The following is a 23,101-nucleotide window of genomic DNA, read 5'->3' on the forward strand; positions in this document are numbered from 1 at the left end:
GGCCGCAGCATGCTGCCCAAGCGATAGTCTTCAGGCGGTTCGCCGCTCAAGGCATTTTCACACGATACCAAGGACCGGCTTTTCAGCCGGCTTTGTCATGCCAAGCCGGGCCGTCTGGCGCTTATCCCCGCTCAGCAAGAAACTTCGTGCAGACATGGGCGACCATGGCCAGCGATATGGCGCCGGGGTCGGGATGGCCGAGGCTCTTTTCGGCGAGCGGGCGGGCGCGGCCGAGTTTTGGCATGAGCGATGCAGTTGCCTCCGCCGCTGCCTTTGCCGCGTCGGCGGCCGTGGCCCAGGCTTCCGTCAGAGGCTTTCCGGCCGCAAATTCGCGTTCCAGCGTTTCGACGAAGGGCACCAGCGCATCGACCAGCGTCTTGTCTCCAAGGCGTGCCCGGCCAAGCCGGATGACGCCATCGAGCGCCAGGCGCGCACCCTTGACGATGGCCGCATCGTCGATGCCAACATCGTCGCTCAGCACCGCGCTCCAGCAGCGCAGCAGCAGGCCCCAGATCGCCCCTGACGTGCCGCCGGCCCTGTCGGCCCAGGCGTCGCCGGCTGCAGCCAGCACGCTTGCTGCGCCCGCCCCCATGGACACCGCGACATCCGCAGCCTGCTTGGCCGCCAGCGCGCCGCGGCGCATGCCCTGCCCGTGATCACCATCGCCAGCATGGGTGTCGAGACGGCCAAGTTCCTCCTCCTTCTCGGTCAGAAGTTCCGCAATCGCACTGACAAGGCCGGCAATACAGGCACCGGCGGCTTTCGAGTCTTCCGAAGCCGGGGCAAAGGACGGCGTGCCATCCTCGTTGACGATCATGTCGGTCGCGGGTTCGGTGGCGATCGCGGCGCCGCGGCGCAGCACCGGCGTGTCGCAGGCGGCCGTCCAGTGGGTTTCGAGTTCTTCGTCGAGCCAGACCAGCGTCAGCGAGCAGCCCTGCATGTCGAGGCTGGTGACGTATTCGCCGCATTCCGGATCGACGATCGTCAACCCGGCCGCCTCCAGCCGTTTGGACACCTGCGTCCAGAGCACGAAGAGCTCCTCATATTTGGTGGCGCCGAGGCCGTTCAGCAGCGCGCCGACACGGGTTGTTCCCACCGGGCGCTCGGCCAGCAGCCGGTCGGTCAACAGCGTGGCGAGATCGCCGGCGGAGACCATTTTTCCTCGCGAATGCCGGGCTCGCCATGGATGCCAAGGCCAAGCGCCATCTGGCCCTTCGGCACGGTGAAGAGCGGCCCGACGGCGCCCGGCAGCGTGCAACCGCCAAAGGCGACGCCGAAGGAGACCGTGCGGGCATTGGCGTAGCGGGCGATGCGCTCCACCTCGTCGAGCGGCAGGCCGGCCTCGGCGGCAGCACCGGCGATCTTGAAGACGATGACGTCGCCGGCAATGCCCCGGCGCTGGGCAGCATTCTCCACCGGCGCGCTCGCCACATCGTCGGTAACAGGCACGATGCGCACGTCGATGCCTTCGGCGCGCAGGCGCTCGGCGGCGACGCCGAAATTCAGGACGTCGCCGGCATAATTGCCGAAGCCGAGCAGGATGCCGCCGCCCTTTGCGCCTGCCGGCAAACGCGGGCGCCGGACGCCGTGGACGGCGAGGCAAAGACGTCGCCGGCAACTGCTGCATCGGCAAGGCCGGGGCCGACATAGCCGGCAAAGGCCGGATAGTGGCCGGAGCCGCCGCCGATGACCACGGCGACCTTGCCCGTCGGCACCTTTGTTGCCCGCACGACGCCGCCGCGCACCAGACGCACATGGCGGTGGTAGATCGCGCTGAAGCCCGCAAGGGCCGTCGTTGCAAAGTCTTCCGGTGCGTCGAATATGGTCGTCATTCTCTGGGTCCTCGCATGGGGCACGCTGTTCTGCCGATCATGACGATTTGCGGTCCTTTCGGGAAGCCCGTTAGGCGCTTCCGCAGGCCTGTTTGAGACTATCTTAATTCCCATGCGCTATGAGGAGGATCATCTGCGGGTGGTGTAAACGAGGCCATCTGCCGCGATACGCATGTGCGAGGGCTTCGGGATGGCAGGACAGGCAGAGCAGGACGGCATGCGGGGTTCGACGCAGAACGCTGCCCTTTTGCTCAAGATCGCGCAGACCATGGCGAAGCTCGGCATTCCGCCCCTGCCCCGCAATTACGAACTTTTCTACGAGGCCCTGTCCGGCCAGTCGCCCGCGCTATCGCGGGATCTCGGGGCACTTGGCGCCGGCGCCTCGCAGTCTCAACTCGATGCGATCGGCGCAAGGCACAATCTCGTCGGCCACGCCGCCCTCGCCGCGGAAAAGGCCCGCGCCGGCACGGCAGACGCCATCGCCGAGCTTCAGAAGAAGCTGCAAAAGTCCATCACGACGAAAGCGCGCTTTTCCGAAACCCTGCTGGCCTTCATCTCAAGGCTCGAATCCGACCCCGTCACCGCCATGTCGGATTTCGCCGATGACGCCGCGCGTTTCGGCTATGCCGCGACAGCGCTGCTCAAGGAGGAGCAGGCCTTTGCCGGAATGCTCGACGACATCTCCGGGCAATTGCGCGATACCGGCGCGGACCTTGCCGCCAACCGCAAGGCCCTGACCCGTGATCCGGTGACCGGCCTGCCGAACAGGACGGCCTTTTCCATGCGCCTCGCCGCGCTTTTTGGCGAAGACACCGAGATTGGCGCCTCGGCGCTCGTCCTCGTCACCATCGACGGCCTGCAGGCGCTCGGCGAGAGCCACGGCAAGGCTCCGGTCGAAAAACTCCTGAAGAAGCTCGCCGCTCTGTTCAAGAAGTCGATCAAGAAGAATGACTTCGTCGCCCGCATCGGCGGCGACGAATTCGCCTTCATCTTCGAAGACCTCAGCGCCGATAACGCCGCTACGATCGCAGCACGCATTCGCGCATCCGTCGAGGCGATCGAGATTGCCCTTCCGGACCGTGCCTTCACGAAATCTGCCGTGTCGCTTTCGGCCGGTATCGCCATGAGCCAGAGCGCCACGGGAGCGACCGATCTCTTCCAGCAGGCCGATCTCGCCCTGAAGGCCGTGCGCGCTGATGGCGGCTCCGGCGTCCTGGTGTTTTCCTCGGCGATCGGCAGCCAGGCCGGCAAAAACCGCTGGAGCTTTGTGGCATAACGACACGCCGCGACACGCGATGAAGCCCCGGGGCTTTCCGGGTCTTGCCTTATCAGGCGAGTTCGGCCAAAACCCCGGCATGATCACGCTCAATAACCTTTCGGCCCGAATTGTCGGACGCCTTCTCATCGACCAGGCCAGCGTCGCGCTCCCGGCCGGCATCAAGGCCGGCCTTGTCGGCAAGAACGGCGCCGGCAAATCGACCCTGTTCAAAATCATCACCGGCGATATGGAAGCCGAGACCGGCTCGGTCTCCATTCCGAAGAATGCCCGCATCGGCCAGGTGGCGCAGGAAGCGCCCGGCACCGAAGAGCCGCTGATCGAGATCGTGCTGAAAGCCGACAAGGAGCGCGAGGCGCTTCTGGCGGAGGCCGAAACCGCAACCGATCCGCACCGGATCGCCGAAATCCACATGCGGCTTTCCGATATCCATGCCCATTCGGCGGAATCGCGCGCCGCCAGCATTCTGGCCGGCCTCGGCTTCGATGCCGATGCGCAGCTGCGCCCGGCCTCCAGCTTCTCGGGCGGCTGGCGCATGCGCGTCGCGCTCGCAGCCGTCTTGTTTTCCGAGCCGGATCTATTGCTGCTCGACGAGCCGACCAACTATCTCGACCTTGAAGGCACCTTGTGGCTGGAAGACTACATCAGCAAATATCCGCATACGGTCATCATCATCAGCCATGACCGCGACCTGTTGAACACCGCCGTCAATGCCATCGTGCATCTCGACCAGCAGAAGCTGACCTTCTATCGCGGCTCCTACGACCAGTTCGAGCGCCAGCGGGCCGAGGCCAACGAGCTGCAGACCAAGGCCAAGGCCAAGAACGACGCCGCGCGAAAACACCTGCAGGCGTTCATCGACCGTTTCAAGGCCAAGGCCTCCAAGGCTAGGCAGGCGCAGAGCCGCGTGAAAGCGCTGGAGCGCATGGGCACGGTCTCCTCCGTCATCGAGGACCACGTCCAGGGCTTCAAGTTCCCCGATCCGGAAAAGAAGCCGCCTCGCCGATTATCGCGCTGGAAGGCGCATCAGTCGGCTATACGCCCGGCAAGCCGATCCTGCAGCATATGTCGCTGCGCATCGATACCGACGACCGCATCGCCCTGCTCGGCTCGAACGGCAACGGCAAGTCCACCTTCGCCAAGCTGATCTCCGGCCGCCTGCCGGCCACCGGCGGTTCCGTGCAGACGGCGCCCGGGCTGAAGATCGGCTTCTTCGCACAGCACCAGCTGGATGATCTGATCCCGGAACATGATGCCGTCGAACATGTGCGCCAGCGCATGCCCGGTGCCACCGAAGGCAAGGTGCGCGCCCGCGTCGCCCAGATGGGACTGGCCACCGCCAAGATGAGCACGCCGGCCAAGGATCTCTCCGGTGGCGAAAAGGCTCGCCTGCTGATGGGGCTTGCCGCCTTCGACGCGCCGAACCTCCTGATCCTCGACGAACCGACCAACCATCTGGACATCGACAGCCGCAACGCGCTGATCCAGGCGCTGAACGAATATACCGGCGCCGTCATCCTGATCTCGCATGATCGCCACCTGATCGAGGCGACGGCCGACCGGCTGTGGCTCGTCAAGGACGGCACCGTCTCCAACTATGACGGCGACCTCGAGGACTACCGCTCGACCATCGTCCAGAGCTCAAAGAGCAAGGGCGGCAAGGGCAAGGGCAATGGCGGCGAGGAGCAGCTGAGCAAGGCCGAGCAGCGCAAGGCCAATGCCGACAAGCGCGCAACCTTTGCGCCGCTCAAGAAAAGATCAACGATGTCGAATCCTTGACGGCGAAACTGCAGAAACAGATTCAAGCCCTCGACAAGGAACTTGAAGACCAGGATCTCTACGACAAGTTTCCGGAAAAGGCCGCCGCCAAGGTCAAGGAACGCGCCGAGGTTGTCGCCAAGCTGACCAAGGCCGAAGAGCACTGGATGACCTTGTCCGACGAATACGAACAGGCGATGGCGAGCTAGTTTCAGACATTGATAAATTTTTAAGGTTTGATTTAAGCCGGCGTTCAAAGCCGGCTTTTATCGTTCATAACCATGAAGCAAGAGCGTTCTCCAGAATCGAACCTCTACCGGTTCCGACAGGTGAAGTGGGGCAATCCGCGCCACAGGTTCAACGCGCTTCGCGACAAGGTGCCGGTGTCCGTCGCTGACGATCCTCCCGCCGGGCGGCTGTTCTGGGTTCTTGTCGTGCTCTTGACCATTGCCGCTTTCGCCGCCGTCATCCTCTACGGCCTGCAAAATCCGATGGCTTGACTGCCGCCTATCCCAGCTCGAACGTCGTGATCCCGTAAACCTGCCCGATCGGCAGTTCCGGCGCTGTTCCACGGTACATACGCGCCGTCTCGAAGACCGGCTTCAAATTATAGCGATCACAAAGCGCGCGGGCCGCGGCGTTGGGCTCGGGGACATCGAGATAGATCTGGCCGCCACCGACGCTTGCCACCAGCTTGCGGAAGATCAGGTCAGCCACCGTTTCCTGCTCGGCAAAAAGCGGGCCGATCTTGAAGCCCTCGCGGCAGGCCCTGATCGTGCCATAGCCCGCAACCGTGGCATTGCGGAGCATCACCACGCTTTCGCGGCTTGCAAGCGGCTTCAGCCACTCCTTGAGAAAGGCTTCCCGGAGTGCAGGAACGAACTTGTTGTCGTAATCGACGATCATCGGCACATGCACCGGCGAAACGGAGACCAGCTCGGTGCCGGGCGGATCGGCACATTCGACGACGCCGCCATAACGAAAATTGGCATGGGCATAGGCAAAGCCCGATTTCCGGTAGTTATCCTGCTGGGCGACGACGCCGTCGAGGCCGATGATGCGGCCGGCCCCCGCCCTTTCGATCGCTTCGTTCCACAGCGCATGGCCGATGCCCTGCCCGCGATAATCCGGATGCGCCATGTAGAAGCCGAGAAAGGCGTAGTCCGCCCCATAGCGGACGAGCGACAGCGCAGCCGCGATAGCACCGTCCTCCTCGGCGATCCAGAATCCTTCCGGATCCGCCGCCCAGAAAGCCGGCCCGTCATCGAGGCCGGGGTTCCAGCCTTCAGCGGCAGCCCAGTCCAAAATCATGTCAACATCGGCGCGTGTGGCATTTCGGATGATGGGGGACATGGCGAGCCTTCCGCAAACTTTACAATCGTCCGACCTTATCTATAGTGGATATTCAATTGTTCAAACGGGATATTCCAATGCCCCTCTATGTGCGCGACGATAGCGTGAACGATTTGGCAGCTGAGGCGCAACGGGTGCTGAAAACGCGCACGAAGACCGAAGCAATCCGGATTGCACTGGAGCGGGTTATCGCGGCGGAAGAAAATCGCCCTCCTCTGATGGAGCGCCTCAAGAAGCTACAAGACAGGTTCGCCGCGTTCGGACCGAGAGATCCAAATTTCGATCAAAAAGCCTATCTGGACGAAATGTGGGGAAATGACTGATGTTCGTCGACAGTTCGGCAGTTGTTGAATATCTCCTTCGTTTGCCGCAGTCTGAAGCGGTGGCTGACCGCTTGAACAACGCCGACACCCGCTTTTTCACGACACCCACGGTCATCTTCGAGGCGGTCAGCGTTCTATCCGCACGCATGAACTGCACAGTTCCGGAAGCGCTTGCCCTTGTGCAGAATTTCTTTAGCGAGTTGGATGCTGATATCATTCCCATCACGCCCGAAATCGGACTTGCCGCCATTGATGCCTTTGCGCGTTATGGAAAGGGGCGGCATCCGGCAAAGCTGAATTTCGGCGACTGTTTCTCCTACGCTGCCTGCAAGGCGGCAGGTGTACCGCTGCTGTTTGTAGGCGATGACTTCGCTAAAACGGACCTGGCGTAAAGCGCGGTGATTTCCGGCTTGTATCGGTCAAATCGTCTGCTACAAAAGCCGCCATAAAATCATACAAATCGAGCGAAACACCATGAGCATCAAGATCGCAATCGTCGGCGTCGGCAAGATCGTCCGCGACCAGCACCTGCCCTCCATCGCCAAGAATGCGGACTACCAGCTGATCGCCGCGGCAAGCCGCAACGGCACAGTCGAAGGAATCGACAATTTCAAGTCGATCGAGGCGATGCTGGAAGCGGTGCCTGACATCGAAGCCGTCTCGCTCTGCATGCCGCCGCAGTTCCGCTACGAGGCAGCCCGCACGGCGCTGGAAGCCGGAAAACACGTCTTTCTCGAAAAGCCGCCGGGCGCGACGCTCAGCGAAGTGGCTGACCTCGAAGCGCTGGCCGCATCCAAGGGCCTGTCGCTGTTTGCCAGCTGGCATTCGCGTTATGCGCCGGGTGTCGAAGCCGCCAAGGCCTTTCTCGACGGAACGAAGATCAACAATGTCCAGGTGATCTGGAAAGAGGATGTCCGCCACTGGCATCCGAACCAGGACTGGATCTGGGCGGCCGGCGGTCTCGGCGTCTTCGATCCAGGCATCAACGCGCTGTCGATCGTCACCCATATCCTGCCCAATCCGCTGTTTATCACCGCGGCAACGCTGGAATTCCCCGAAAATCGCGACGCACCGATTTCAGCCGCAATCACTTTCACCGATGCGAACAAGCTGCCGGTGACCGCGGACTTTGACTGGCGCCAAACCGGCCACCAGAGCTGGGACATCATTGCCGAAACCGATGCCGGCATGATGGTTCTTGCCGAAGGCGGCGCCAAGCTGTCGATCGACGGCAAACTCGTACACGACGAGCCGGAACAGGAGTACCCGGCCCTCTATGCCCGCTTCGCCGAGATCATCAACGCCGGACAGTCCGATGTCGATTTGGCGCCGCTGCGCCACGTCGCCGATGCGTTCATGCTTGGCCGGCGCAAGTTCGTGGATGCGTTCATTGATTGAGCCGATGCGGTTAAAAAAGGAAAGGCCGTGCAGCTCACCGCTGTGCGGCCTTTTGCTTGATCAAGCCTTCTTCACCCAGCGCCCGTCTTGGTTTTGCTGCCAGTATGTCAGCGCATGCCCGTCGCCTTTCAGCGCCTTCCACTGCGCCCGCGCATCCTCGAGTTGGGCTTGGTCGTAGCCATCGAACATGAACACGACGCGTTCATAGCCTCCGACCGGCGGCGGCTGTGCGCCATCGACGAGGAAGCGGACGGTTGCGCCGTTGTCGTTCCCGTCTCCTGCCGTCAGCAAAATCGGCTGGTCGTCGGCGAAATCCGCGGCATCCGTGCCGTGTGCCAGAAAGCTGTCGTCGCGATAGGTCCACAGGTGGCTGTCGATCAGATCCCGCCGTTCCTCCGTCGCCGTCTGAACGACCACGCGCCAACCGCGCTCGATGCAGCGGTCGAGCAGCCCGGGAAGTGCTTCCTCGAGTTTCGATTCGGTCAGGTGGTAGAACAGGATTTCGGTCACGCGCCGGTCAAGCCTCGTAGTTGGCGCGGACCAGTTCATCGAGCAGGCGCACGCCAAAACCCGAGGCCCAGGACTGGTTGATCTCGTCGGTCGGTGAGCCCATGGCCGTGCCGGCAATATCCAGATGCGCCCAAGGGGTGTCCTTCACGAAGCGCTTGAGGAATTGCGCCGCGGTGATCGAGCCTGCGTAGCGGCCGCCGGTGTTCTTCATGTCGGCAAACTTGCTGTCGATCATCTTGTCGTATTCCTTGCCGAGCGGCATACGCCACAGCCGCTCCTGCGTCGTGAGGCCAGCCGCGGTCAATTGGCCGGCCAATCGGTCGTCATTGCAGAACAGGCCGGCATGATGGCTGCCGAGCGCCACCATGATGGCGCCGGTGAGCGTCGCAAGATTGATCAGGAACTGCGGCTTGAAGCGGTCGTTGCAATACCAGAGCGCATCGCAGAGAACGAGACGGCCCTCGGCGTCGGTGTTGATGACCTCGATCGTCTGCCCGGACATCGAAGTGACGATATCGCCGGGACGCTGGGCGTTGCCGTCCGGCATGTTCTCGACCAGGCCGATCATGCCGATGACGTTCGCCTTCGCCTTGCGGCTGGCCAGCACGTGCATCAGCCCGGTCACGGCAGCAGCGCCGCCCATGTCGCCCTTCATCTCTTCCATGCCGGCGGCGGGCTTGATCGAGATACCGCCCGAATCGAACACGACGCCCTTGCCGATAAAGGCGACCGGCCGATCCTTCGGCTTGCCGCCTTTCCATTGCATGATGGCGAGCCGCGGCGGCCTGACCGAGCCCTGCGCCACGCCGAGCAACGCGCCCATGCCCAGCTTTTTCATCTCGCGCTCGGTGAGAATTTCCACCTCGACACCAAGCTTTTCCAGTTCCTTGGCCCTGGCTGCAAACTCAAGCGGGCCCAGAATATTGGCAGGTTCATTAACGAGGTCGCGAGCAAGCACGACGCCTTCCGCAATGGCCTGCGAGGCGATGGCCGCTTTCTTTGCCGCAATCACCGCCGCCGTGACGATCGTCACCTTGATGGGTTTTGCCGTTGCCTTGTGGTCGTCGTCAGCCTTCGTCGTCTTGTAGGTATCGAAGCTGTAGGCGTTCAGTTCCATGCCGAGTGCGAAATCGGCGGCCGCCTTGCCCGAGACAATTACGTCCGGCGTGTCGATGAAGATCGTCACCTTGTCGGCCGATTTGAGTTTCGCTGCGGCCGCGCCGCCGGCCTTCAGCCAGTCATGGTCAGAGAGCGCAGCCCCGTCGCCAAGACCAAGAACGACAATGCGATCCGCCAGCGAGCCATGGGGGCGATCACATCGAGGCTGCGCAAGGATTTTCCGGTGAATTTGGCGACACGCGCCGCCTTCGCAACAACGCCTTCCGGATCGGCAATATCCGCGCCCGCCGCATGCTTGGCATCAAGCGTTTTCAGAAGGACGGCAACACCGCCGGCAATGCGGGCTGATTTCGCGAAGGTGATCTCGAATTTGACAGTCATTTTTTCTCCGGAAAAACAAGCGAATTGCGATTGTCGGCAAGGTCTGGGGCGATTGTCGGCACAGCCTGCGGCGCCGGCCAGCCATGGCCCGTCATACCGCAACTGTTAAACGCCCTGCCCTGAAAAGCAAAGCAAAACCGGCTTTCAACAGACCAAGGCAACCAACCACAGCCCGGTTCGCTTGATCTCTGCGTGTTGTCGCCCTGTCACCAAAAAGCCGCGAAGCCGGAAATAGAAAGATGACAGGTGACTTCCACATTGCGGTGGCGAATGGGGTCGGCTAGAGCAGGAAATGCAAGACCCTTCCATGGCTTCGCGAGAACCAGGGAGCGCAGTACATCCGTCGAACTACGGACGCAGGCCGTCTTCAGGTTCAACCGTGCAGCGCAGGCGGATCTTCCCGAGACAAGGCCGCGATGATCATCTTCGAAACCTATATCCTGCGACGTGTGTTCCAGATGTTCCTGACGGCGCTTTTGCCCGTACTCGGCATCATCTGGACGACACAGGCGCTGCAGCGGATCAATCTCGTGACCGATACCGGCCAGTCGATCGGCGCGTTCCTTCAACTGGCGACGCTGATCCTGCCGACAATCATTCCGCTCGTCCTGCCCTTCGCCCTCGTCATCGGCATTACCCAAACGCTGACGACAATGAACAATGATTCGGAACTGACAGTCATCGAGGCAGCCGGCGGCTCGCGCTCGATCATCGTCCGACCGATCATGATGCTATCTGTGGCGCTCGCCCTGTTTTCCTTTGCCGTCGACAATTTCGTCGAGCCGGTCGTCCGTCAGGCTGCACGCCAGATGATCGCAACGGCCCATGCCGACCTTTTGTCTTCCGTGGTCCAGGAAAACACCTTCCGCAAGGTCGCCGACGGGCTCTACGTGCAGGTAGCCTCACGGCGCAACAATGGTGTGCTGGGCGGCATCTTCGTCGCTGATTCGCGCAACCCCGGCTACGAACTCATCTATTATGCCCGCGAAGGGGCCGTGGACGAAAAGAGTTCGGCGCTGGTCATGCGGGACGGAGAAGTCCACCGCAAGCTTCCAGATGGCGGCGTCTCGATCATCAAGTTCGATTCCTACGCGTTCGATCTCACCGACCTGACCAAGATGGCCGGCGCCGCAACGATCCGCGCGCAGGATCGAAGCCTGGGCTATCTCCTCGCGCCGGACACGGAAGAAGAAAACTACAAGAAAAATCCAGGCGCCTACGATGCGGAACTGCATCGCCGCTTTACTGAATGGACATTTCCGATCCTGTTCGGGCTGATTGCGCTGGTGGTCAGCAGCGACGCCCGTTCCCATCGCGAAGCCAGACTTCATCCGATGGTGCGTGCGCTGTTGATCACGCTGGTGCTGCGCTGGGCGACCTTCTACGTCGCCAACAATGCCGAGGATTCGCGCCTCTTCATCCCGCTGATGTATGCCATCCCGCTCGCCACGGCCGCGGTCACAATCCGCCAGCTGGCCGGCAATCGACGGCTGAGCATGGCCGTCAGTTGGAGCGATCAACTGACCGAGCGGTTCGACAGCCTGCGTCGTCTATGGCAGCCAAAGTCCTCCAGCGGAGGCAGCGCGCAGTGATTTTCAGTACACTTGGCCGCTATTTCTTCAGGCGATACGCCGTCACGACTTTCTGGTTCCTTGCCGGGATTTTTCCCTGGTGTTCATCATCGACTTCTCTGAAGTGTCGAACAGGATGTCGGCGCTGCCCGGCTATTCCCTGGCCGCAGCTTTCCTGATGACCACGTTCCGTATTCCGACGATCCTGCAGGAAACCGTGCCCTTCGTGGCGCTGTTTTCGGCCATGGCGGCGCTGATTTCACTCAATCGGCGCTATGAATTGGTTGTGACGAGAGCCGCCGGTATCTCGGTCTGGCAATTCCTGCAGCCTTTCGTTATCGGCGCGTTCCTGTTCGGGGTTCTGACCGTCATCATCCTCAATCCGATCGCCGCTTGGGGAACCAAGGCCGCGGAAGCGCTCGAGGCCGAGCTTGGCGGCTCGTCCTCTTCACGGACGGCCATTTCCATCCCGTGGCTGCGCCAGATCTACGGCGACGACGATGCGATCATCGGCGCGCGCTCGGTGCAGGACAACGGCGCAACGCTCCTCAACGTGGCAGTGATTCACTTCAATCCGCAAGGCCTGATTGTATCGCGACAGGATGCCAAATCGGCAAAACTGGAAGATGGTTACTGGTTGCTTAAGGATGTGACGGAAACGCGCAATGGTCAGTTGCCCCGTCGCGTCGATACGGCACAGTTGCGTACCAATCTGAAACCGGAATTCATCCAGGAAGCGCTGACGAAAGCTGATTCCATTCAGTTTTTTGACATTCTGCGGAAGATAGAAATCGCGAAATCCTTCGGTTTCTCCACCAGCGGCATGGAAACCCAGTTCCATTCGATGCTGTCGCTTCCGCTTCTGCTTGTTGCCATGACATTGATTGCCGCCAGCGTGTCGCTGAAATTTAGCCGGTTCAACCAATCGCGCTCGGTAATTCTCGGTGGAATCCTGTCGGGGTTCGTGCTTTATGTCGTGACCGTGCTTGTAAAAGCATTCGGGAGCAGCGGTGTAGTGCCTCCGTTCGTTGCAGCCTGGTTGCCAGTTGTTGTAGCGATGGCGCTGGGCTCGACGATTCTATTGCATGAGGAGGATGGCTAGTGGCGGCAGGCAACCGCAAACATATTAGGCTGGTGATTGCCGCCCTGCTTGCAAGCGTAACGTTCCAGACTTTTGTTCCTGGTATGATGGCGTCCGCATGGGCGCAGGAACCCGATCTTGATTCTGCTCCAACCGAACCTCCCCGACGATGCCAAGATGCTTCTGTCGGCCAATGAGCTCGTGTACAATCAGGAAGCCGAACGCGTCATCGTTCGTGGCGCTGTGCAGATCAATTATGGCGGCTACCAGATGGTCGCCCAGCAGGTGGAATATAGCCAGAAGACCGGGCAGATCATCGCGACCGGCGAAATCGAACTCATCGAGCCCGGCGGCAACAAGATCTATGCCGACCAGATGGACGTGACCGACAATTTCGCTGATGGCTTCATCGAGACCATGCGCATCGAAACAACTGATCTCACCAAGCTGGCTGCGGTCAACGGCGAACGGCGCAATGGCGAGGAAATCATTCTCAACCAGGCGGTCTATACCGCCTGCACGCCCTGCGCGACGAATCCCAATCACAAGTCTCTCTGGCAGATCAAGGCGCAGCGCATCGTCCAGAACGGCAGGACCCGTACCGTTCGGCTGGAAAAGGCCCGTTTCGAACTGTTCGGCAAGCCGATCGTTTACCTGCCCGTCCTTGAAGTTCCGGACCACACGGTAAAGCGCAAGAGCGGCTTCCTGTTTCCGCGCTTGAAATATACCCAGAAGCTCGGCGCTGGTGTCAGCGTACCCTATTATTGGGCTATCTCGCCCTATATGGACGCGACGGTGACGGCGACCGGCTTGACCCGGCAGGGCTTCCTGATGGAGGGCGAGTTCCGCCAGCGCTTCCACAATGGCGAGCACACGCTGAGCTTTGCCGGCATCAGCCAGATGGATCGCTCGGCTTTTACCGACGGCACGGTCGATTCGCTCGAAACGAACCGCGGTATGGTCGCGTCGCGGGCGAAATTCGAAATCAATCCACGCTGGACTTTTGGCTGGAACGTCCTCGTCCAGAGCGACAACAACTTCGCAAGAACCTATGAACTTTCGACCTTCGACGGCACGACCTATACCAATCAGGCCTATCTGACCGGTCTTGGCAAGCGCAACTATTTTGACATGCGCGCCTTCTATTTCGACATCCAGGATGCCGATCCCGATAGTCTCGCTGAAAACAAGCAGGCTGTGGCGCAGGTCCTCGACTATGACTACACGGCACCTGATCCGGTGCTGGGTGGCCAGTTGAGCGCCAAGGTCAACCTGACGAACATCAACCGCAACCGGGAAGACGAGCTTCAGGTCAGCGTGCCTGGCCCCGATGTGTTCCGCTATCGCGGACTGGAAGGTACGGCGCATCGCCTGTCGGCGGAAGTCGAATGGAAGCGAACCTTCATCGCTCCCGGTGGTCTTGCATTGACGCCCCTGTTTGCGGCGCGTGGCGATGCGCTCGGCCTCAACATGAACAATCCGGGCGCCACCTATACCGGCACCTATTCCAACGACGACGCGGCGACACGCAGCATGCTGACGGCCGGCCTCGAAGCCCGCTATCCGATCCTGCTGACCGGTGAAAACAGCAGCCACATTCTCGAGCCGATAGCGCAGATCTTTACCCGTCCGGACGAGGAGCTTGCCGGCGGTCTTCCGAACGAAGATGCACAAAGCTTCGTCTTCGACGCTACATCGCTCTTCGATCGCGACAAGTTCTCCGGCTATGATCGCATTGAGGGCGGAACGCGTGCCAATATCGGCTTCCGATATACCGGCAGCTTCGACAATGGCTACGCATTGCGTGCGATTGCCGGCCAATCCTTCCATCTCGGCGGCCTGAACTCGTTCGCCACCGACGACCTCGTCAAGGCCGGGTCCGATTCCGGCCTTGAAACCGACCGCTCCAACTATGTCGGCATGGTCGGCATTGATGCACCGTCCGGCCTGACGGCCAGCTTGAGCGGACGTCTCGATGAAAGCAACTTCGACCTGCGCCGGGCCGATGCCAGCATCGGTTACCAGGGCATCAAGTGGCAGACGGCCCTGACCTACACCCGCATCCAGGCGCAGCCGCTCTACGGCTCGGTCACTGACCAGGATGAGGTGCAGACTGCCGCCGCGTTCAAGTTCCGGGATTACTGGTCGGTGTTCGGATCGGTCACCTATGACATCAACAGCGACGTGGTCTCCCGCAACGGCGTCGGCTTTACCTATGACGACCGCGACACGATCTTCTCTCTGGTCTACCAACGCGAACGCGATCCGGATCAATCGGTCGCCAACGACTGGTCGATCGGCGCGCGCATCAGCTTCCGCACGCTCGGCGACATCAATGTCGGCGATACGGATTTCGACGGCCTGAATTGAACCAGATACCGGCAAAATGCCGGTATCTAACCGCCTTTTCACTTTTCCTGTCTGCGAATGGCCGCCGAACCGCGTTTGCGGCGGCTTGCGGCCTTGTCATCGTTTGGCCGCATGTATTATGCAGTCTTCCATAAGGATCAGCGCGTGACGTTGGCACGGGCAAAGAAGCGCGACCTTCATCGGAAAAGATCGAAGGAAACGAAAAGGACAGGCAATGGGTGGGATACATTCGGTTGTGCGTGGGTTTGCGGCTGCGATCGTAGCCGGCGGCTTGATGATGGCGGCGCTTCCTTCGGCCCAGGCGGCGAGCCAGGTTGCCGTGGTGGTCAACGACGTGCCGATCACCACCGGTGATATCGCCAAGCGCGCCGCCTTCCTGCGCCTGCAGCGCCAGAAGGCCTCCAAGGACACCGCTCGCCAGCAGATGATCGACGAAGTCCTCAAGCGTGCGGAAATCGCTCGTATCAAGGCATCCGTCAGTGCGTCGGAGGTCGATGCAGCCGTCAATCGCTTTGCCAGCGGCAACAAGATGAATGCCAAGCAACTCGGCCAGGTTCTCGACCAGGCCGGTGTCGGCATGGCGCATTTCAAGCAATACGTCGCCGTGCAGATGAGCTGGCCTCGGGCAGTCGGTGCCCGCTACGGCGGCAGCAACGGCCGCATGTCACCTGCCGATCTGGTCAAGCGCATGATGGAAAACGGCGGCAACAAGCCGGTCACCACCGAATATTTCCTGCAGCAGGTGATCTTCGTCATCCCGGAATCGAAGCGCAAGTCGATCCTCGGCAAACGCCAGGCGGAAGCCAATGCGTCACGCGCCAATTTCCCCGGCTGTGATGGCGCCAAAGCCTATGCCGCAACCATGCGTGATGTCTCCATCCGCACACTCGGTCGTCTCATGGCACAGGAACTGCCGGCTGACTGGAAGCCGCTGATCGAAAAGGCGGGCGATGGCCTGACGACCGGAACCCGCGTTACAGAGAAGGGTGTGGAATATCTGGCGATCTGCAAGAAGCGTCAGGTTTCCGATGATCTGGCCGCCGAAATCGTCTTCCGCGCCGAAGACCTCGGCAAGAAGGATTCCGGCGCTGAAGATCCGAACAGCCAGAAATATATCGAGGACCTGCGCAAGAAGGCGCAGATCCTGAACAAGTAAGCCGTCCGGATGACATCAGACTTGAGCCCGCCCCTCGCCCTCTCGATGGGCGACCCGGCAGGCATTGGCCCGGACATCAGTATTGCCGCCTGGCTGAACCGCAAGGCATGGCAAACGCCCGCCTTCCTGTTTATCGGTGACCCGCAGGTTGTCCACGACCGCGCGGCCCTGCTTGGCCAAGAAATCATTATCCGCGAAACGGATGCGGCTTCCGCTGCCGGGATTTTTGAAAACACTTTCCCCGTGCTGCCCGTCCCGTGCCTGCAAACCGTCGTGCCTGGCGTTCCGGATTCGCGCAATGCGGCAGCGATCACCGGCGCAATCGAGATGGCCGTTGCCTTGACCCAATCCGGCAGCACGTCCGCCGTGGTCACCAATCCCATCGCCAAATCGGTTCTCTATGACGCCGGCTTCCGGTTTCCCGGCCACACCGAATTTCTGGCCGACATTGCCGGACGTGACGGCGGCAAGCCGCTGCTGCCGGTCATGATGCTTGCCGGGCCGAAACTGCGCGCCGTGCCGGTGACTATCCATATCCCGCTCAAGGACGTGCCCATGCAGATGAGCGCCGAACTGATCTATGAGACCTGCATGATCACCGCGCGGGACCTGCGCCTCCGGTTTGGCATCGAAAAGCCGCGCCTTGCCGTCGCCGGCCTCAATCCGCATGCGGGTGAAGGCGGTGCGCTTGGGCTGGAGGATGACGCGGTGATCCGCCCCGTCATCGAGCGGCTGTGCGCAGAGGGAATTGACGCAGTCGGCCCTCTGCCGGCAGACACGATGTTCCACGACCAGGCCCGTGCCACTTACGACGTCGCGATCTGCATGTATCACGACCAGGCCTTGATCCCGGCCAAGGCGCTGGGCTTCGACGACAGCGTCAATGTCACGCTTGGCCTGCCCTTCATCCGTACCTCGCCAGATCACGGCACGGCCTTCAGCCTGGCCGGCAAGGGCGTTGCCCGCGCCGACAGCCTGCTCGCCGCGTTGCACATGGCAAGCGCGCTTGTCGCAAACACCGCCGTGCAGGGAGCCCGCTGATGGCCGCCATAGACGGTCTGCCGCCGCTGCGCGACGTTATCCAGCGCCACGGGCTCGATGCCCGCAAGGCGCTCGGCCAGAACTTCCTGCTCGATCTCAACCTGACGCAGAAAATTGCCCGCACGGCCGGCAGTCTGGAAGGCATTACGGTCATCGAAGTCGGTCCCGGCCCCGGCGGGCTGACACGGGCGATCCTTGCGCTCGGTGCCAAGAAAGTCATTGCAATAGAGCGTGACGCGCGCTGTCTCCCGGCCCTTGCCGAAATCGCCGCCCACTATCCGGGTCGCCTGGAGGTGATCGAGGGCGATGCGTTGAAAACCCCGTTCGAGACGCTGGTCACCGATGGCTCGCCGGTGCGCATCATCGCCAACCTGCCCTATAATGTCGGCACGCAGCTTCTGGTGAACTGGCTGCTCCCGGAAACATGGCCCCCTTCTACCAGTCGCTGACGCTGATGTTCCAGCGCGAGGTCGGTCTCCGGATCGTTGCGCGTGCCGACGACAACCACTACGGACGGCTTGGCGTGCTCTGTGGCTGGCGCACGCAGGCGCAGATGGCCTTCGACGTCTCGCCGCAGGCATTCACTCCGCCGCCCAAGGTCACCTCGTCCGTGGTGCATCTGGTGCCCATCGAAAACCCGATCCCCTGCTCTGCGGCAAACTTGGAAAAGGTGACGATGGCCGCCTTCGGCCAGCGCCGCAAGATGCTGCGCCAGAGCGTCAAGTCGATCGGTGGCGAGGCTCTGCTCTCCCGCGCGGACATCGATCCGCAACGCCGGGCCGAGACCTTGTCCGTCGAGGAATTCTGCCGGCTGGCAAACTGCCTATAGGCAGGAAAATTGGAAAATTCCGATCCTCAAAGCACCGGCTTTTCCGTGAGCAAGCCCGTGACGAAATCGAACAGGCCGTAGCGCCGGTCGCGGCGGACGCGTTCGGCCTTGACGATGCACTGGACGGAATCGAAGGCGGCGTCGAGATCGTCGTTGATGAAGACGTAGTCATATTCGCGCCAGTGTTCGATTTCCGAGCGTGAATTGGCAAGCCGCGTTTCGATCACCGCCTCGCTATCCTCGGCGCGGCGATGCAGGCGCGATTGCAGTTCGCCCATGGTCGGCGGCAAAACGAAGATCGATACGACATCGGCCGACATCTTTTCCTGAAGCTGTCGCGCGCCCTGCCAGTCGATATCGAACAGCATGTCACGCCCCTCGGACATGGCGATTTCGACCGGTTCGCGTGGAGTGCCGTAAAAATTGCCGTGAACTTCGGCCCATTCCAGAAGCGCGTCGGAATCGCGCATGCGCTCGAACTCGCGGACGCTGATGAAATGGTAGTGCCGGTCGGCGATCTCGCTCGGCCGTCTTGCGCGCGTCGTCACGCTGACCGACAGGCTGAGGTTCGAATCAGCCTCCAGCAGATGCCGGGCAATCGTCGACTTGCCGGCCCCAGAGGGCGAGGAAATGACGAGCATCAGGCCGCGGCGAGCAATCGAAATCGGCTTCTTCGGAAGGGCGGAACTCATGGTTTACTCCAGATTCTGAACCTGTTCGCGGAACTGGTCGATCACGACTTTCAGCTCGATGCCGGCGGCGGTGACGGCAGCGGCGTTGGACTTCGCACAGATGGTATTTGATTCGCGGTTAAATTCCTGGGCAAGGAAATCGAGTTTTCGGCCGATCGGCCCACCTTTTTCAGGAGGTCGCGTGCAGCCGTCACATGCGCCTGCAGCCGGTCGATCTCTTCGCGCAGATCGGCTTTGGTGGCAATCAGCGCTACTTCGGCATGCAGCCGGTCGCGGTCGAGCGTCATGCCCGTGTCCATCAGCATCGCCACCTGCTGGGCGAGCTTGGCGGTGATCGCCTGTGGGCTGCGGCTCGGATCGGTCTCGATGAGGCGGGCCAGCGTTTCGATCCGGTCGATCTGGGCGAGAAGGATATGCTTGAGTGCATCGCCTTCCGTTTCACGCATCGCGACCATATCCGTCAGCGCCAGTCGGAAGCCTTGAAGAATATCGGCATCCCGCGCCGTGCGCGCTGCGTCATCGTCTTCGGCTTCGCGGAAATCCACGACACCGCGCATCTGCAGCAACGTGTCGAGCCTGAGCGGCGCGGGATCGATGAGATCCCCCAGCTGGGTCCGAAGCGCCAGCACGGCAGCAAGCGCGCCCTGGTTCACGACAGCTTCCACGCCCGTCTCCGCAGCCGACAATGTTAGCCCGACCTGCAGATTGCCGCGCGACAGGCATTCACCGGAGAGTTTGCGGAGTTCCATTTCAAGATGTTCACAGCCCTGCGGCAAGCGCAGCCGGACATCCAGCCCCTTGCCGTTGACGGAGCGCATTTCCCAGGCCCAGCGATAGCGCCCTGCGGTTCCTTCCCGGCGGGCAAATCCGGTCATGGATTGCAGCGGCATCGTCAGCTCCCTTTAAGCAAGCAAGGGCTCATGTTTACGGCCCCGCAACGGTTCCCTGCAAGATGTAACCGCGACAGGGCCGTGTCATCCACAAGCTACCCTGTCGATCAGGGTTGGGCGGGCGTCTCTTGCCCGGCCTCTGCCGCTTTGGCTGCTGCAGCCTTCTCGGCTTCGATCTTGCGCCAGCGACGGACATTGGCGTTGTGCTCGTCAAGCGTCGCCGCAAAGACGTGACCGCCGGTACCATCCGCGACGAAGTAAAGATCCTCGGTGCGCGATGGATTGGCCACGGCCTCAAGCGCCGCGCGTCCTGGATTGGCGATCGGCGTCGGCGGCAGTCCCTTGATGATGTAGGTGTTGTAAGGGGTTTCCTTTTCCAGATCCGACTTCAGGATGGGGCGATCCGCCGGCTTTCCGTCACCGCCGAAAATCCCGTAGATGATCGTCGGATCGGACTGCAGACGCATGTTCTTTTCCAGCCGGTTGATGAACACCGATGCAACGCGCGAACGCTCGTCGGCGATACCGGTTTCCTTCTCGACGATGGAGGCCAGCGTCACGAATTCATCGCGGCTGGTGATCGGCAGGTCCGGATTGCGCCTTTCCCAGATCTGGTCGACCAGCGCCTTCTGCGCCGCCGCCATCTGCGCGACGATCTCGCTGCGCTTGGTTCCGCGCGAGAACTTATAAGTGTCGGGTCGCAGCGTTCCCTCCGCCGGCACCTCTGCGGGCAGGTCACCTTCCAGCACAGGATCGGCCGAAAGCCGGCTGAACATCTGCTTGACGGTCAGGCCTTCAGGAAGCGAGACGGAATAGAGGATCGACTTGCCGGACTTCAGCAGCAGCATGATCTCCTGCATGGTGGCGCCAGCCTTGATCTCGTATTCGCCGGCCTTCAGCGTGTCGTCGTCGAGATAGGCTTCCGACATGAAACGGAAGACGCGGCCATCGGAGACGATGTTGTTGCGCTCGAGACTGCCGGCGATCTCGACGATGCTGGCGCCGTTGCGCACAATGAAATTGGTGTTGGCCGGAAGTGGCCCTTTGGCCTCATAGGCGGTCATCGCATAGTAGACCGTTCCGGCAGCGGCGATCGTCACCAGAACGATCAGTGTCATGATGAAGTTGAGAAAGATGACCATCTGGCTGCGCGCCTTGCGGGAGCGCTTCGGCGGCAATGGCACCTTTTCAGGGCGCAATGCTTCGCTGGCCGACTTCGGGATGATCGGACCCTTGCTCCCGGCCTCGTTGCGGCCGAACTGCATCGGGCTGTTTTCGTTTCCGTCGCTCACGGGTGTCCTGCTTCCGGAGTTCGCATCATGCACATCTCGAACCCTGACGCGGACTCCGGAAGAGAATCAGGGAAGAAAACAATTCAGAATGAAGCGCAGGACCTATCAGGTCGCGCTTGCGCCAACATGGTTCGGCCGCTGCCAAAGTCAATCCGCCCGAAGGCCGTTCTTCACCAGAGCAATGCGGCGAAAAACGGGATGCCAGTCGATCTATATAGTCGATCTATATCATCCCCGCCGCGATTGAGGAAAGGCTGGAGACTGCGCGATCGGATGGTTGCGGTACAATCAGTCCACGTAGCGGCGCAGAACGAGGGATGCGTTCGTGCCGCCGAAACCGAAGGAATTCGACAGGGCCACATCGATCTTGCGCTTGCGCGCCGTATGCGGCACCAGATCGATCTTGGTTTCGACCGAGGGATTATCGAGATTGAGCGTCGGCGGCGCGACATTGTCGCGGATCGCCAGCAGGCAAAAGATCGCCTCGACGGCACCGGCTGCACCGAGCAGATGGCCGATCGCCGACTTGGTCGATGACATCGAGACGTTTTCGGCATGATCGCCCAGCACACGCTCGACAGCGCCCAGTTCGATCGTATCCGCCATAGTGGATGTGCCGTGGGCGTTGATGTAGTCGATGGCGGACGGCTCGAGACCGGCACGCTTCAGCGCCATCTTCATGCAGCGATAGGCGCCGTCGCCATCTTCGGACGGAGCAGTGATGTGATAGGCGTCGCCCGACATGCCGTAGCCGACGACTTCAGCGTAAATCTTGGCGCCGCGCGCCAGCGCATGATCCAGTTCTTCCAGAACGACGATGCCGGCGCCCTCGCCCATGACGAAGCCGTCCCGGTCCTTGTCATAGGGGCGCGAAGCCTTGTGCGGATCGTCATTGTGCTGGGTCGACAAAGCCTTGCAGGCAGCAAAGCCGGCAAGCGCGATGCGCGAGATTGGCGATTCCGTGCCGCCGGCAACCATGACATCGGCATCGCCGAGGCCAATAAGCCGGGCCGCGTCGCCGATCGCGTGTGCGCCGGTCGAACAGGCCGTGACGACGGAATGGTTCGGACCGCGCAGCTTGTGGCGGATCGACACCTGCCCCGAGGCAAGATTGATCAGGCGACCGGGAATGAAAAACGGCGACAAACGGCGGGGGCCGCGATCACGCAGGGTAATGCCGCCCTCGACGATGCCCTCTAAGCCGCCGATGCCGGAGCCGATCATCACGCCGGTCGCGATCTGGTCGTCGTCGGTCTTCGGATGCCAGTCAGCATCCTTCAGCGCCATTTCGGAAGCGGCCATCGCATAGATGATGAAATCATCGACCTTGCGCTGCTCTTTCGGCTCCATCCAGTCGTCGGGATTAAACGTGCCGTCTGTGCCGTCGCCGAAAGGCAGACGGCAGGCAATTTTGCGGCAAGATCGTCAACCTGGAATTCGGTGACCTGGCGGGCGGCATTGTGCCCGGCAAGAAGGCGGGACCAGCTGATCTCGGTTCCACACCCCAACGGCGATACCATGCCGGTACCGGTGATAACGACACGTCTCATAAACCGTGATCCACCCTGCCTGTTTTACCCCAGAGCCGGACCATGCACATAAGACCGGATCCGTGTATCCATCTCTGAATATTCGATTGCATGACCGGTTCCGGAAGCGCTTGTTTCGCCTTCCCGGCGCATGCACGGGCTTCGAACGGAAGCCCTGCCCATAACGGGCGAATGGCGGGCCGCAAAGCGCCCCGCCTAAAGCCTTAAATCAGGCCTGTGCCTTTTCGATGAACTTGACAGCGTCACCGACGGTCAGGATCGAGATCTGCAGCGTCATCGGGGATTTCAACGCCGAATTCTTCTTCGAACGCCATGACCAGTTCGACGGTGTCGAGCGAGATCCGCGCCGAGGTCGTCGATGAAGCTCGCGCCTTCGGTTACCTTTTCGGCGTCGACGCCAAGATGATCAATAACAATTTTCTTTACGCGTTCTGCTACGTCGCTCATGTCGGATTCCTCGACCTTTGTTTTTTCGACGATGCCGTTCTGACACCGGTCACTCAACTAACGCCTGATAGACCAAGTGGGTCCACCGGGCAATCCATTCAACCGGAAGTGCGGCCAAACACGGGCGGCGAAAGCCGTCGTATACCTCACATCTTCCGATCGACTGCGCACAGTCATGGCCCGATTAACACGGTTTATGTCTGCCGCAAAGTCCGAAAATCGCTGACATTGG

The 23,101-nt window shown here is 61.2% G+C and carries 12 protein-coding genes and 9 pseudogenes; 12 read left to right on the forward strand and 9 right to left on the reverse strand.

What is annotated here, in order from left to right:
- Window positions 1–121 precede the first annotated feature (121 nt).
- A pseudogene (locus tag P6U16_RS03730) lies at window positions 122–1,832 on the reverse strand (dihydroxyacetone kinase family protein).
- A gap of 190 nt (window positions 1,833–2,022) precedes the next feature.
- Between P6U16_RS03730 and P6U16_RS03735 the strand changes: the two are divergent.
- From P6U16_RS03735 to P6U16_RS03745, 3 genes and pseudogenes are all read left to right on the forward strand, one after another.
- The gene (locus tag P6U16_RS03735; protein WP_277702654.1) at window positions 2,023–3,108 is read left to right on the forward strand and encodes a GGDEF domain-containing protein; all 1,086 of its coding nucleotides are present in this window, start codon (window positions 2,023–2,025) and stop codon (window positions 3,106–3,108) included.
- A 79-nt stretch (window positions 3,109–3,187) separates the two neighbouring features.
- Window positions 3,188–5,075: pseudogene (locus P6U16_RS03740) on the forward strand (ABC-F family ATP-binding cassette domain-containing protein).
- Between the two features lie 72 nt (window positions 5,076–5,147).
- Window positions 5,148–5,366, forward strand: a complete 219-nt coding sequence (locus tag P6U16_RS03745; protein WP_277702655.1) for a hypothetical protein — start codon at window positions 5,148–5,150, stop codon at window positions 5,364–5,366.
- Between the two features lie 7 nt (window positions 5,367–5,373).
- Here the strand turns inward: P6U16_RS03745 and P6U16_RS03750 are convergent, their stop codons facing one another.
- Window positions 5,374–6,219, reverse strand: coding sequence for a GNAT family N-acetyltransferase (locus P6U16_RS03750; protein ID WP_277702656.1), 846 nt, complete (start codon window positions 6,217–6,219; stop codon window positions 5,374–5,376).
- A gap of 77 nt (window positions 6,220–6,296) precedes the next feature.
- Between P6U16_RS03750 and P6U16_RS03755 the strand changes: the two genes are divergently transcribed.
- The 3 genes from P6U16_RS03755 to P6U16_RS03765 all read left to right on the forward strand — a co-directional run bounded on the left by P6U16_RS03755 (window position 6,297) and on the right by P6U16_RS03765 (window position 7,940).
- Window positions 6,297–6,542, forward strand: coding sequence for a type II toxin-antitoxin system VapB family antitoxin (locus tag P6U16_RS03755; protein ID WP_277702657.1), 246 nt, complete (start codon window positions 6,297–6,299; stop codon window positions 6,540–6,542).
- Complete coding sequence (locus tag P6U16_RS03760) at window positions 6,542–6,934, forward strand: type II toxin-antitoxin system VapC family toxin (protein WP_277702658.1); 393 nt, start codon at window positions 6,542–6,544, stop codon at window positions 6,932–6,934. Before P6U16_RS03755 ends, P6U16_RS03760 begins: the two co-directional genes overlap by 1 nt.
- A gap of 82 nt (window positions 6,935–7,016) precedes the next feature.
- The gene (locus P6U16_RS03765; RefSeq protein WP_277702659.1) at window positions 7,017–7,940 is read left to right on the forward strand and encodes a Gfo/Idh/MocA family oxidoreductase; all 924 of its coding nucleotides are present in this window, start codon (window positions 7,017–7,019) and stop codon (window positions 7,938–7,940) included.
- Between the two features lie 60 nt (window positions 7,941–8,000).
- Here the strand turns inward: P6U16_RS03765 and P6U16_RS03770 are convergent, their stop codons facing one another.
- The gene (locus P6U16_RS03770; protein WP_277702660.1) at window positions 8,001–8,450 is read right to left on the reverse strand and encodes a DNA polymerase III subunit chi; all 450 of its coding nucleotides are present in this window, start codon (window positions 8,448–8,450) and stop codon (window positions 8,001–8,003) included.
- A 7-nt stretch (window positions 8,451–8,457) separates the two neighbouring features.
- Window positions 8,458–9,950 (reverse strand): annotated as a pseudogene (locus P6U16_RS03775) (leucyl aminopeptidase).
- A gap of 416 nt (window positions 9,951–10,366) precedes the next feature.
- Between P6U16_RS03775 and lptF the strand changes: the two are divergent.
- The 6 genes and pseudogenes from lptF to rsmA all read left to right on the forward strand — a co-directional run bounded on the left by lptF (window position 10,367) and on the right by rsmA (window position 17,998).
- Window positions 10,367–11,542, forward strand: a complete 1,176-nt coding sequence (gene lptF, locus P6U16_RS03780; protein ID WP_277702661.1) for an LPS export ABC transporter permease LptF — start codon at window positions 10,367–10,369, stop codon at window positions 11,540–11,542.
- A pseudogene (gene lptG / locus P6U16_RS03785) lies at window positions 11,539–12,623 on the forward strand (LPS export ABC transporter permease LptG). Before lptF ends, lptG begins: the two are co-directional and overlap by 4 nt.
- Before the next feature lie 23 nt (window positions 12,624–12,646).
- A pseudogene (locus tag P6U16_RS03790) lies at window positions 12,647–14,972 on the forward strand (LPS-assembly protein LptD).
- A gap of 214 nt (window positions 14,973–15,186) precedes the next feature.
- Entirely contained in the window at window positions 15,187–16,128 is a 942-nt protein-coding gene (locus P6U16_RS03795; protein WP_277702662.1) for a peptidylprolyl isomerase, read from the forward strand.
- 9 nt (window positions 16,129–16,137) lie between these two features.
- Window positions 16,138–17,169, forward strand: coding sequence for a 4-hydroxythreonine-4-phosphate dehydrogenase PdxA (gene pdxA, locus P6U16_RS03800; RefSeq protein WP_277702663.1), 1,032 nt, complete (start codon window positions 16,138–16,140; stop codon window positions 17,167–17,169).
- Window positions 17,169–17,998: pseudogene (rsmA, locus tag P6U16_RS03805) on the forward strand (16S rRNA (adenine(1518)-N(6)/adenine(1519)-N(6))-dimethyltransferase RsmA). Before pdxA ends, rsmA begins: the two are co-directional and overlap by 1 nt.
- 26 nt (window positions 17,999–18,024) lie before the next feature.
- Here the strand turns inward: rsmA and gmk are convergent.
- From gmk to P6U16_RS03830, 5 genes and pseudogenes are all read right to left on the reverse strand, one after another.
- Window positions 18,025–18,690 carry a guanylate kinase gene (gene gmk, locus P6U16_RS03810; protein ID WP_277702664.1) on the reverse strand — a complete coding sequence of 222 codons (666 nt, stop codon included), beginning with the start codon at window positions 18,688–18,690 and terminating at the stop codon, window positions 18,025–18,027.
- Window positions 18,691–18,693: 3 nt separating this feature from the next.
- Window positions 18,694–19,580, reverse strand: a pseudogene (locus tag P6U16_RS03815) (YicC/YloC family endoribonuclease).
- 107 nt (window positions 19,581–19,687) lie between these two features.
- Window positions 19,688–20,872, reverse strand: a complete 1,185-nt coding sequence (gene mltG / locus P6U16_RS03820; protein ID WP_277702665.1) for an endolytic transglycosylase MltG — start codon at window positions 20,870–20,872, stop codon at window positions 19,688–19,690.
- A 288-nt stretch (window positions 20,873–21,160) separates the two neighbouring features.
- Window positions 21,161–22,422, reverse strand: a pseudogene (fabF, locus tag P6U16_RS03825) (beta-ketoacyl-ACP synthase II).
- A 208-nt stretch (window positions 22,423–22,630) separates the two neighbouring features.
- A pseudogene (locus tag P6U16_RS03830) lies at window positions 22,631–22,869 on the reverse strand (acyl carrier protein).
- Between the last annotated feature and the right edge of the window lie 232 nt (window positions 22,870–23,101).

The sequence above is a fragment of the Rhizobium sp. 32-5/1 genome (assembly GCF_029537235.1).
Classification (GTDB): Bacteria; Pseudomonadota; Alphaproteobacteria; order Rhizobiales; family Rhizobiaceae; genus Pararhizobium.